The organism is Desulfuribacillus alkaliarsenatis, from assembly GCF_001730225.1.
Classification (GTDB): domain Bacteria; phylum Bacillota; class Bacilli; order Desulfuribacillales; family Desulfuribacillaceae; genus Desulfuribacillus; species Desulfuribacillus alkaliarsenatis.
Genome location: NZ_MIJE01000001.1, coordinates 205,432 through 217,998 on the forward strand (window position 1 = coordinate 205,432; position 12,567 = coordinate 217,998).

10 protein-coding genes are annotated in these 12,567 nt (G+C 39.7%); 7 read left to right on the forward strand and 3 right to left on the reverse strand.

Translation table 11 applies throughout. The features are described 5' to 3' along the window. The first annotated feature begins 30 nt into the window (after window positions 1-30). Window positions 31-1,038 (forward strand): hypothetical protein, encoded by a 1,008-nt coding sequence (locus BHF68_RS01020; protein WP_069641784.1) that lies wholly within the window; start codon window positions 31-33, stop codon window positions 1,036-1,038. A gap of 162 nt (window positions 1,039-1,200) precedes the next feature. Here the strand turns inward: BHF68_RS01020 and BHF68_RS01025 are convergent, their stop codons facing one another. After that, a complete protein-coding gene (locus BHF68_RS01025; protein WP_069641785.1) occupies window positions 1,201-1,548 on the reverse strand; it encodes a hypothetical protein in 348 nt (115 codons plus the stop codon). A gap of 211 nt (window positions 1,549-1,759) precedes the next feature. Here BHF68_RS01025 and lonB point away from each other — a divergent pair, with 211 nt between their 5' ends. The 6 genes from lonB to acsA all read left to right on the forward strand — a co-directional run bounded on the left by lonB (window position 1,760) and on the right by acsA (window position 10,442). Continuing rightward, complete coding sequence (gene lonB, locus BHF68_RS01030; protein ID WP_069641786.1) at window positions 1,760-3,430, forward strand: ATP-dependent protease LonB; 1,671 nt, start codon at window positions 1,760-1,762, stop codon at window positions 3,428-3,430. Between the two features lie 127 nt (window positions 3,431-3,557). Beyond that, window positions 3,558-5,939 carry an endopeptidase La gene (gene lon, locus BHF68_RS01035; protein ID WP_069641787.1) on the forward strand — a complete coding sequence of 794 codons (2,382 nt, stop codon included), beginning with the start codon at window positions 3,558-3,560 and terminating at the stop codon, window positions 5,937-5,939. Continuing rightward, window positions 5,936-6,529: a ribosome biogenesis GTP-binding protein YihA/YsxC gene (yihA, locus tag BHF68_RS01040; protein WP_069641788.1), complete on the forward strand. Its 594-nt coding sequence runs from the start codon at window positions 5,936-5,938 to the stop codon at window positions 6,527-6,529. Before lon ends, yihA begins: the two co-directional genes overlap by 4 nt. Window positions 6,530-6,697: 168 nt before the next feature. Then, window positions 6,698-7,165 carry a NapC/NirT family cytochrome c gene (locus BHF68_RS01045; RefSeq protein ID WP_176719856.1) on the forward strand — a complete coding sequence of 156 codons (468 nt, stop codon included), beginning with the start codon at window positions 6,698-6,700 and terminating at the stop codon, window positions 7,163-7,165. A gap of 60 nt (window positions 7,166-7,225) precedes the next feature. Beyond that, window positions 7,226-8,569, forward strand: a complete 1,344-nt coding sequence (locus tag BHF68_RS01050) for an ammonia-forming cytochrome c nitrite reductase subunit c552 (protein ID WP_069641790.1) — start codon at window positions 7,226-7,228, stop codon at window positions 8,567-8,569. 184 nt (window positions 8,570-8,753) lie between these two features. Further along, a complete protein-coding gene (gene acsA, locus BHF68_RS01055; protein WP_245669615.1) occupies window positions 8,754-10,442 on the forward strand; it encodes an acetate--CoA ligase in 1,689 nt (562 codons plus the stop codon). A 65-nt stretch (window positions 10,443-10,507) separates the two neighbouring features. Here the strand turns inward: acsA and BHF68_RS01060 are convergent, their stop codons facing one another. Together BHF68_RS01060 and BHF68_RS01065 are read right to left on the reverse strand one after the other, a co-directional pair. Then, window positions 10,508-11,146, reverse strand: a complete 639-nt coding sequence (locus BHF68_RS01060; protein ID WP_069641792.1) for a response regulator — start codon at window positions 11,144-11,146, stop codon at window positions 10,508-10,510. Further along, window positions 11,139-12,533: a sensor histidine kinase gene (locus tag BHF68_RS01065; RefSeq protein WP_069641793.1), complete on the reverse strand. Its 1,395-nt coding sequence runs from the start codon at window positions 12,531-12,533 to the stop codon at window positions 11,139-11,141. The genes BHF68_RS01060 and BHF68_RS01065 overlap by 8 nt, the downstream gene beginning before the upstream one ends. Window positions 12,534-12,567: the final 34 nt, after the last annotated feature.

The window sequence follows — 12,567 nt, forward strand, 5'->3', positions numbered from 1 at the left end:
CCTAGAAAAGAAAAGGAGAGTAACACTACTATGAGGAAAAATGCCCTACTGATGAATCTGATTGTTATTGTGATAGTAATTATTATTTCAGCATGTGCCCCACAAGCAGAACCATATCAAGCCCCTGAGCGAGATCCAATGCTGGTGCCGCCAGATGAGATAGTTTTAGTCGATGGTTTCGAACTAACGAACCGAGTTACAGAGGAGTGGAAACGCTCAGGTAAAATGTTTACACTTACTGGTCCTGCACAACGTGAAAGCTGTGCCGTAGCCTGTCATGATGGCTATGCTTTCTCGACAGGAGAATTTGCAAGGCAGCATATAGTCAGTATAGATTGTCAAGCATGTCATTCCGACCGTGCTTTAGAATACTTAAGGAACGGAACTGTAGACGTACCATTTACAGACGAGCCGTTAGAAGCTGGAATGGGGGCATTGTGTATAACCTGTCACCATGGTCGTACTGACGCAAGGGCTAAGTATGAGATTTTTGCAAATGGTGGCGGTGTTAGGCTGACAGCTCCCCATCACGGCCCAGCGGCTCTTACCACAGGACTCGGAGGTATGGAGTATCCTAATGTAACCTATGGGCATTCGATAGCACATGAAAACCTGCAAGACACCTGTATCTCATGTCATATGCCTGAAACATTAGAGGGCTATGCGCTACATACATTTGTACTTGACGATGCTTATGCACCAATAATTTGCGGCAATTGTCATGCGGGAATAACTGATTTTAATCTGAATGGTTTTCAAAACCAAGTGCTTGAATGGGTCTCGCAATTAGAGGATGCTATATTTGAGGAGACAGGTGCTATTGCATTGTCAGAAGGTGGAGGGCAGCTACTATTATTTACTGATGAAGAAAGAAGACAAAGGGTAAATCCTAGGGATGTGTCCTTAGAAGTATATGTAGCTGCATATAATGCTTATCTTGTAAGGTCTGATGGAAGCCTTGGTGTACACAATCCACAATACACCAAGTCATTATTGCAGGAATCATATAGAGCATTAACGGGAGAAGACCTACGTTAAAAAACTACATCATTAAAATAATTAAATTTAAAAACGACCACTAATTAACTGTTTAAGTAAGTTATTAGTGGTCGCATGTTTATATAGTTTGTTTATAAAAGCCTGTATGTAAGGAAAATTACAGGCATTGTATTCGTTTGAAAAGTTTGTATAAGCACGTAATTATTGAGGCTGATGGCAAGCTGTACAATTATCAAAATCGCCAAATTGTTCATGGGTAGCCGTGATATCTGAATGGCATTGCATACAGTTCTCATAGACACCATCTAAGGCATGGGGAATTGCACCTGCGTTTGCTGGTTGCTCACCGGGCTGATCGCCACCAGGCTGTTCACCATTAGGTTGCTGGCCAGGTTGTTCGCCGTTAGGGACTTCTCCAGGTGGTTCATCTATTGGCGGCTCATCTCCAGGATCCTGTGGAGCAGGCTCGTCTGTAGAGCCACAAGCTACAATGGTAAACGCCATTAAAGCTAAAATGAGTGTCAGTAGGAAAAATCTTTTTACATCCATATATGTCACCTCCTTTGCAACATCATCTATGATTAGCTTGCCCATAAAATAAAGAAGTACCCATGAAAAAATGTAGTATTACAATTCTAAAAATTGCCGTTTAATTATGCAACATTAGGAAATACTACAATTAACATGTAGCTATACGTTTTATTGCTAACTGCAATTAAGATTTACAAGCATCAATGATAATACTTAGGAGGTAGTAAATATGTCGATACTAGTTATTGTGGGTTTTGTCCAAGCCTTCTTTGCCATAGTTATTGGGGTATACTTTTGGACTTTACTTAGGAATCAACGATCAAATCGAAGTGCAGTAGAAAGAGAATCCAAGAAAGAATTAGAAAAATTACAGCAGCTTCGTACTATTTCACTCACTGAACCGTTAGCAGAGAAAACAAGACCAACTAAGTTTTCTGAAATTATAGGTCAGTCTGAGGGGTTAAAGTCTCTTAGGGCTGCGTTATGTGGACCAAATCCTCAGCATGTAATCATATACGGACCACCAGGTGTCGGTAAAACCGCTGCAGCAAGGCTAGTTTTAGAAGAGGCGAAGAAAAACTCTGAATCACCCTTTAAATCGGATGCTAAGTTCACTGAAGTCGATGCTACTACGGCTCGCTTTGATGAAAGAGGTATTGCTGACCCATTAATTGGTTCCGTACATGATCCTATTTATCAGGGTGCTGGTGCTATGGGTATGGCAGGGATTCCGCAGCCAAAATACGGTGCAGTAACTAAGGCTCATGGTGGTATGCTGTTTATTGATGAAATAGGCGAATTACACCAGATTCAGATGAACAAACTACTAAAGGTATTAGAAGATCGTAAGGTCTTTCTAGAAAGTGCATATTATAGTTCAGAAAATACAAATATACCAAATCATGTCCATGACATATTCCAGAATGGCCTGCCAGCGGACTTTAGACTTGTAGGGGCTACAACAAGAACTGCTGATGAAATTCCACCAGCAATTCGCTCCCGTTGCCTAGAGATTTTTTTCCGTGCGCTACTTCCTAACGAAATAGCTATAATTGCAAGGAATGCCGTAGACAAAATCAACTTCACAATCGATAATCAAGGCATTGAAGTAGTGTCACAATATGCTACAAATGGCCGGGAAGCTGTTAATATTGTACAGATTTCAGCAGGCTTAGCTATTGGTGAAGGCCGTGAACATATCAAGACATCTGATGTAGAGTGGGTAGTACATAACAGCCAGATTTCACCGAGACAGGAGAAACGTATTCAAAATCAACCTCAGGTAGGCTTTATCAATGGACTAGCTGTTTATGGACCGAATATGGGGACGATTTTGGAGGTTGAGGTCTCGGCAATACCAACCCAGCGTAAGGGTGAAGTAATTATTACTGGTTTAATTGAAGAAGAGACCTTAGGTGGTGGACGACGGACGGTAAAACGTAAAAGCATGGCGAAAGGTTCTGTCGAAAATGTACTAACAGTATTACGTAAATATATGGATGTTGATGCTAGCAAATTTGATATACATCTTAACTTCCCAGGAGGGATTCCAATCGACGGTCCGTCAGCGGGTGTTACTATTGCCACAGGCATTTATTCGGCAATAAAAAACCTACCTATAAGCAATACAATTGCAATGACAGGGGAAATTAGTATCCATGGGAACGTTAAGCCTGTCGGTGGCGTAATCTCTAAGGTAGAGGCAGCCAAGCTAGCAGGCGTGAAAAAGGTTTACATTCCAAAGGAAAATTGGCAGGAAATCTTTAACGAAATGCAAGGAATTGAGGTAGTCGCTGTAGAAAGGTTAGAGGAAGTATTAGAGGGAGTATTTCAGGAGCAAGAGATTGAAGGAAGTATTCCAGTACCAACGGGCGAGGTATTATCTGCATCAACATTATAGAAGATATTATAGAAGCGTTCTTAATTATTAGACAAACCCAATATTTTCAGTTAAAATGTTAAGCAGACCGTAGGATAGTAAACTTAGCTTTGCTTATATAAAGCGGTTGCAGAAAGAGGGGAGAATCATGGCAGTAAACGATAAAAAAATAATACCAGTTATGCCACTGCGCGGATTGATTGTTTACCCAAGTATGGTATTACACTTAGATGTGGGTCGCCAGAAATCGGTAAACGCACTTGAGCAAGCAATGGTTGATGATAGCTTGATACTTCTTGTTTCACAGAAGGATGTCCAAATCGACGATCCAGAAATCCATGAAGTATTTCATGTTGGTACAGTAGCAAAGGTTCGTCAAATGCTTAAACTACCTAATGATACCATTAGAGTACTGGTTGAAGGCTTACATAGAGCACAAATCACAGAATTTCTTGATAATGAATCATACTACGAGGCTAGTTACCAAGAGATAATCGAGACAAATGAGCAGCCTTTGGAAACGGAAGCTCTAATGCGTCTTGTATTGGCTCAGTTTGAACAATATATAAAAATTTCTAAAAAAATTAATCAGGAGACCCTTTCATCTATTAGTGATATAGAAGAGCCTGGGCGTCTTGCTGACTTAATAAGCTCGCACCTTACATTAAAGCTTAAGGATAAACAAGAAATACTTGAAATCAGCGATATAGCTGGTCGGCTAGAGAAAATACATGAAATTTTAAACAATGAACAAGAAGTTCTAGAGTTAGAAAAGAAAATTGGTCAACGCGTTAAGAAGCAAATGGAAAAAACGCAAAAGGAATACTATCTGCGTGAGCAAATAAAAGCAATTCAAAAGGAGCTCGGTGAAAAAGAGGGCCGACTACAAGAAGGTGCTGAGTTAAGGGAAAAGCTTGCAGGCAAAAAACTACCAGACAATGTTAAAGAAAAAGTAGTTAAAGAAATTGAGCGTCTTGAAAAAATGCCACAAAGCTCTGCTGAAGGTACAGTCGTTCGCAACTATATTGAATGGCTACTCGATGTACCTTGGCTAGAAACTACGGATGATGAGATTGATATCGACAACTGTGAAAAAATTCTTAATGAAGATCATTACGGTTTAGATAAAGTCAAGGAGCGCATCCTAGAATACCTTGCTGTACAACAAATGGTAGGCAAGCTAAAAGGTCCGATTATTTGTTTTGTAGGTCCTCCTGGGGTTGGTAAGACATCCTTTGCTAAATCCATTTCCAGGGCTATTAATCGTAAGTTCGTCCGAATATCCTTAGGTGGGGTACGTGACGAAGCAGAAATACGTGGACATAGAAGAACCTATGTAGGAGCTATGCCAGGTAGAATTATGCAGGGTATGAAAACGGCTGGAACTATAAATCCCGTATTTCTTCTAGATGAAATAGATAAAATGAGTATGGATTTCCGAGGTGATCCGTCAGCGGCGCTACTAGAAGTCCTTGATCCAGAACAGAACAACAGCTTTAGTGACCATTATATCGAAATGCCCTATGATTTATCTAAGGTAATGTTTATTACAACGGCTAATAGTATTGCGGGTATACCTAGACCTTTATTAGATAGAATGGAGCTAGTTCATATTCCTGGCTATACTGAGCTAGAGAAGCAAAAAATTGCTGAAGGATATCTAATACCGAAGCAATTAAAAGAGCATGGACTAACTAAGGAACAGGTGAAAATAAATATTGAAGTTGTAGAAAAGGTTATTCGCGAATACACGAGAGAAGCTGGTGTGCGTAATCTAGAGAGACAAATGGCTACCCTGTGCCGTAAGGCTGCTAAAATCCTAGTTTCTAAGAAACGCAAGCGCGTGCTATTTACATCAACCAATCTAGACAAGTATCTAGGCCCTAGTCGTTACCGTTTTGGCCTAGCAGAGAAGGAAGACCAGGTCGGAGTTGCTACAGGATTAGCATGGACAGAAATGGGTGGAGATACACTATCTATCGAAGTAGCTATCACAAAGGGTAAAGGCAAATTAACCTTGACAGGTAAGCTAGGTTCAGTAATGCAAGAGTCAGCCCAAGCAGCCTTCAGTTATATTCGTTCTCGGAGCGAATCCCTTGATATTGAACAAGATTTCTACGAAAAATATGATGTTCATATACACGTTCCAGAAGGAGCAACGCCAAAGGATGGTCCATCAGCAGGAATTTCCATGGCAACAGCTATGGTGTCTGCATTTACTGGAGTACCCGTAGCTAAAGAGGTAGCTATGACGGGTGAAATCACCTTAAGGGGCAGAGTCTTACCTATTGGTGGTGTCAAAGAAAAGGTGCTAAGCGCCCATAGAGCAGGAATCACAACAGTCATACTGCCAAAAGAAAATGAAAAGGATTTACAGGATGTACCACAAAGTGTATTAAAAACACTAGAAGTGCATTTAGTAGAGCACTTAGACGAGGTATTAGAGCTTGCCATTCGCAAGCAGATAAATACTCCGCCATACGTTGCTGAAGCACAGTCGTCGGAATATATTGCAGGTGATCAAACATGAAGGTAAATAAAGCGGAAATCGTTATATCTGCAGTACAGCCCGAGCAATACCCAAAGGCACCAATTCCGGAAATAGCATTAGCAGGACGTTCGAATGTGGGCAAATCATCTTTGATTAATACACTTATTCAACGTAAGAACTTAGCCCGTACAAGTTCAAGTCCAGGTAAAACACAGACCCTTAACTTCTACCTAATCAATGATATTATGCATTTCGTTGATTTGCCAGGTTATGGATATGCTAAAGTGCCAAAAACATTACGTGCTGAATGGGGTAAGATGATCGAAACATACTTAACATCGCGGGAGCAGTTAAAGGCCGTATTTCATATCATAGATTTGCGTCATCCACCTACTAAGGATGATAAACTAATGTATGAATGGATGTCCCATTTTGATATTCCCCATGAAGTCATAGCAACAAAGCATGACAAAATACCGAAAACAAAGGCACCTAGACACGCGAAGATTATTCGTGAGGAACTGGGTATGCCAAAGGGTAAGCATCCGATACTATTTTCAAGTGAAACTGGTTTAGGTAAGGATGAAGTATGGAAGACAATCTATGAATTATGTGATATACGACCATAACCTAATCTCCAAAAATATATACAAAAATAGTTGAATATTATAAATATTAAAGCACCTTATTATAGGGTGCTTTTTTGTATGGGAAAATACGTCCATAAAAGACTAACAACAGCTTTTTTTGTAAATACTGTATATATGATAAAGAAAACTAAAAAGGGGAGCAACAAGATGAGTCGAAAGGCAATTATCATAGTAGCAGTAATCATAATCATTGCCGTAATAGTTTTATTTCCCACTTTAAGTGGCGGTATAGCATATTTCTTAGAGGACCCTGAAGCATGTACAACCTGTCATATAATGAATCCATATTATTACTCGTGGGCCGATTCAGCCCACGCTGATGAAGCAACATGTAACGATTGTCATGTGGCCAAGGGCCCAGTAGTAGAGTGGACTAGTAAGGGGCATGCTGCGGTGCGCCATGCTTGGGTATTTTTTTTACGTCAAACTCCTGATGTGATAGATATACACCCAACACTTAGCATCCCAATTATTCAAGATAACTGTGTTCGATGCCACTTCGAAGAAGTTAATAAAACAAACCTAATAGGTGAGTTAGGTGATCATAAGACATGTATAGACTGCCATAGACACACACCACATGGTGAGTTTATTCAGAATGATAGACGTTCATAGTCATAGTGATAGAAGTTCATAGTTAGAATGATAGACGTTCATAGATGGAGGAGTTAATTAATGAAAAATGCAAAAAAAGTAGCAATAATAATGCTTGTAGCAATTGCTATTGTAATGGGTGGGTATATCGCCTATTCTTTAGCAGTACAGCCTGAATATCAACCACAAATTGAAGTTTTTCCAGGTCAAATAGCTGACGATGAAGCCGACGCTTCTGTATGGGGTGAGTTCTATCCTGAACACTGGGAGAGCTATCAACGAAACTATGAAATGCGCCCGACAAGATATAACGGCTCAGTACCAGAGGATAAAACCATCATGTATCCATATTTACCTATTATCTATGGTGGTATGGGCTTTGCTGAAGATTACCTTGAAGATCGTGGACATGTATACTCCGTTGAAGATATCAGACATATTCATGAAAGTCGTAGACCACTTGCTGTATGCTGGACCTGTAAATCATCACAAGCCCACCTAATAATTGAAAGGGAAGGAGTAGATTACTACTCAATGGCTTGGGGTGATTTAGAGGAGGAAGTAGTGCATCCAATTGGTTGTCTAAATTGTCATAATCCTGAAGATATGAGCTTGACTGTAAGAAATCCAGCTTTTATCGAGGCTATGGATCGCTTAGGCATTGATGTCGCTGATGCAACGCAACAGGAAATGCGTTCCTATGTATGTGGACAATGCCATGTAGAATACTACTTTAGACCAGATGATAAGTACCTAATTTTCCCTTGGGACAACGGCTTTCACCCAGATGATATTGAAAGGTATTTCGATGATATAGGTTTTAACGACTGGACCCATGCTATTACTGGGGCTGAAGTAATCAAAATTCAACATCCTGAATTTGAGCTCTGGAGCTTAAGTACCCATGGTCAAGCTGGTGTTAGTTGTGCTGACTGTCATATGCCGTATGTGAGGGTTGGTAATACAAAGATGTCATCTCACCATTGGCAAAGTCCATTAAACACATTAAATGAATCCTGTCGTACGTGCCATATACAAAGTGTAGACTGGTTACGGCAACAGGTTTACGACCGTCAAGATAAGACAAAACGACTACTAGATATAGCTGCCTATGCTTTAGTTGATGCAATAGAAGAAATAGCTCTTGCTTTAGAGGAAGGCAACTATAATGAACAAAGCTTAGAAGAGGCGCGATATTTGCAGCGTCGTGCGCAGCTTAGGGTAGATTTCTTTATTGCTGATAACAGTACGGGGGCACATAATCCTACACTTGCATTAGAGGTACTGGGAGTAGCGATTGAGCAAGCCCATGAGGCACGTAAAGCAGCTGAAATGGCCAGGCTTGGTGAATTATATGAAGCGCCACGGGATATTCAACGGGGCGAAGGTGCCCGTGATGATGCGTACCTAGAGCAATACAACTAATAGAAACTTCGGCTAATATAAGCTTTGGCTCAAAGACTCAACAGAGCAGGGATGTAAATCTCTGCTCTTGTTACATTTTTTCTATGATTTGCGTTTAATGTTGGTTATTTCTAAAGATTTATATTAAAATAAAGGAAACATATAATATATAGAAGATCGATACGTTTTAGAAAGGATGATAAATATGGCAATAGCTCCTAATCTAGAGAATTATGAGCAAGCAAGAGCTACCTTTAAATGGGAAGAAGCTGAAAAGGAATTTACCTGGAATAAATCTGGCAAGTGTAATATTGTATACGAAGCAATTGATCGGAAATGTGAACAGGGAGCAGCCAACGATATAGCCCTTTACTACAGCGATGGTGACCGTGACGAGCAATATACATACGAAAAGCTACAAAAACTATCAAATAGATTTGCTCGAGGGCTCAAAAGTCTTGGTGTTGCTAAGGGTGATCGCGTATTTATCTTTTTACCTCGTACACCAGAGTACTATGTTGCGATGCTTGGTACGATTCGTATTGGTGCGATTGCAGGGCCGCTCTTTGAAGCTTTTATGGAGAAGGCAGTTAAGGACCGTTTAGAAGATAGTGAAGCAAAGGTTTTGGTAACTAGCCCAGAACTACTTGAACGTGTTCCACTTCATGAGCTGCCAGAGCTTAAGCGCGTTATTATTGTTGGCGCGGATGAGGTAGATGAAGGTAAAAGGCAGGTTGCATATCAAGAAATTATGCGTCATGATAGCACGCCTATTGTCGAGTGGCTAGACAAAGAAGATGCGATGATGATTCATTACACGTCGGGCTCGACTGGTAAGCCTAAAGGTGTTTTGTTAAGTCATTATGCGATGGTTCATATGTATATATCGGGTAAATGGGTCTATGATTTAAAACCTACTGACATTTATTGGTGTGTTGCAGATCCGGGTTGGATTACAGGAACAAGTGCAGGAATGTGGGCACCATGGCTTAACGGTACCCCAGTAGTTATGCGTGGGGGAAGATTTAATCCAGAGCATTGGTATGAGACATTAGCCAAACACAAAGTAACTGTATGGTTTAGTGCTCCGACTGCCTTCCGTATGCTCATGGCAGCAGGAACAGAGATTGCTAAAAAGTATGATTTATCAAACTTAAGACATATATTATCTGCAGGAGAGCCGCTAAACCCAGAGTTAATAAAGTGGGGTATGGATACTTTTGGTGTCCCGATATATGATAACTGGTGGATGACTGAAACTGGTTCGTCAGTAATTGCTAATTTCCCAGCTTTAGAGATAAGGCCAGGCTCTATGGGCAAGCCAATACCAGGAATTGAAGTAGAAATCGTTAATAATATCGGAACACCAATGGGGACTAATGAATTAGGTAACCTAGCGATTAAGCCGCCATGGCCTGGACTTATGAAGACGATATGGAATAATCCAAGTAAGTATGCAGATTACTTCGTCAATGGCTGGTACATCTCAGGGGATTCAGCTTATAAGGATGAAGATGGATACTATTGGTTTGAGGGTCGTATTGATGATGTAATTAACACAATGGGTGAACGTGTTGGCCCATTCGAGGTAGAAAGTAAGCTTGTAGAGCACCCTGCGGTCGCAGAGGCAGGGGTTATCGGTGTACCAGATCCCGTTCGCGGAGAGGTTGTTAAGGCGTATATTACTTTGCGCCAGGGGTTTCATGAATCTGACGAACTAAAAGAGGATATTATGAACTTCGTAAGAGAAAGACTTGCAGCCCATGCCCGACCGAGAATTATTGAGGTCAGAAACAAGCTTCCTAAAACCCGAAGTGGTAAAATTATGCGTAGAGTCTTAAAAGCTAAGGAATTAAATATTCCAACTGGGGATGTCTCAACTATAGATGATTAATAAAAAAAGAAGCTAGGGGCTTGTACTAAGCCTTTAGCTTCCTTTTTGATTCCATCAAAAATATTTTAGATTTCATCAAACATATTTTTTCGGACTGCGTAAACCGCTGCCTGTGATCTATTAGAGAAATTGAGCTTACTGAACACGTTACTTACATAATTACGGACCGTTTTTTCACTTAGGCATAGCACTTCACCAATTTCTCTATTGGTCATACCCTCGCCAATCAAATTAAGAATTTCATGCTCCTGGTCGGTTAGCTCTTTTTGTTTTGACTCAAGCTGCATGCGTTGAATTAGCTTTTGCGTGCCGTCATAATCTAGGATATGCACTCCTGATAATGCTTGGTTAATTGAACGTACAAGCTCATCAAATCCAATCTTTTTCTTAACGTAGCCGACAGCACCTGCAAGAATTGATGAGTACATGGCCTCTTCGTCAGTATGAGATGTTAGCATTAAAACCTTAGCGTTAGTATCAATATCCCTAATTGCCCTACATGCTTCTATGCCATTTTTGATTGGCATACGTATATCCATTAGTGTTAAGTCTGGTCGCAATTCTTTATAAATCTCTACAGCTTGTTTACCATTTTCTGCTAGTCCGACCACCTCGTATTGTCCTTCTTGCTCTAACAAGCCCTTTAGCCCTAAGCGGACAATTTCATGGTCATCCACAAGTAAAATTTTTGTCGTTTTAGTCATCCAAATCATCCTCCCACGGAATTTCAATTTCAATTGTAGTACCCTGCTTAGGCTTACTATTGATAGATAGTGAACCCTTTAAAGAATACACCCTTTCTTTAATGTTGTTTAGGCCTTGATGGTAGCCCTGTGAGGTGCGCTTTTTTAAATTCCTCTCATTAAAACCCTTACCATTATCAGAAATAATTAATGTAATAATATTATTATTGCTTTTAAGTTTAATTTTCACATTGCTTGCTTGAGCGTGTTTAATTACGTTAGTTAATAATTCGAATGTTATTAGTTTAATGTTTTGAGTTACATCACCAGATGGATAAAACTTATTGAAAGCTTCATCGTAGGCAAAATCAACATTGATTTTTGAGTGAATTTTGAAATCATGTATGATTTCAAAAATTGAATTTATTAAAATATTAGTATTATTACTAGACTGTGCCCTAAGGTTGTTAATGTAATTACGCATTTGAATTATTACATCATCTAGTTTTTCAATCGCAGTTTTTATGTGTGATTTTGATTTTTCTGGTTCTTTATCCATTGACATAGATGCGTTTTCAAGGTATAAACCTACACCATATACCGATTGAATTATACCATCATGGAGGTCGCGTGAAAAACGTTCACGCTCATTGTATACAGAGTTAAGAATTTGTGCTTGCTCAAGCTGACGCTCTATCTCAATTTTGAAGATTCTTAATATTAATACAGCATAATAGGCCATTAATACTCCACTAGTTGCTCGGATTAGATATATTGGTATACCAGTTAGCTCGAAAAACGATTTCGTGTTGATTACACTAGCGGGCAAAAAGGTAGTTTCAGGTACTATCAATCCTCCAGCAAAAGCATATAGTAAGAACGCCGCACTAAAGCCTTGCAATTTCGAGCTAGAGACCTTGAAACGCCGTTGCTTTAACAAAGGTATTTGTAGGTATATTGCGTATGCAGATATTATTGAACCAGGTAAAGCCAATAAATAGCGTGACCAGGCGTTACTTGAGTTTATCCACGTACGAAAATCATCATAATAGAAAATATTTGATAAAATAAAGAGCATAAACCACATGCCAAAAATCACAACTGGTATATAATGGATGCCATTCCAGCGCTGCTTCGTTTCCGAAAGCAAACTACTTCCAAACATAAATAGAAACATAAATGATAATGAATTTAAAAATGTTTTAAATACGATGATGTTATTAATTCCGTCGAGATATAAGTACTCACGTTGAAATGGAATAAACATAATACCCCACTCAACAAGTCCGTGCGCTATACCAAATAGTGCTAAAAATTTTAGGCTCTTAGCTAATGGTATATTACTAAAATTCTTAGGCTGTAAAGCAATTGCAAAACCCATAAGGAAAAAAGCTAAACCGTATACCATAAAGACTTCTGAGCGAAAGGTAATAAAGAATTCT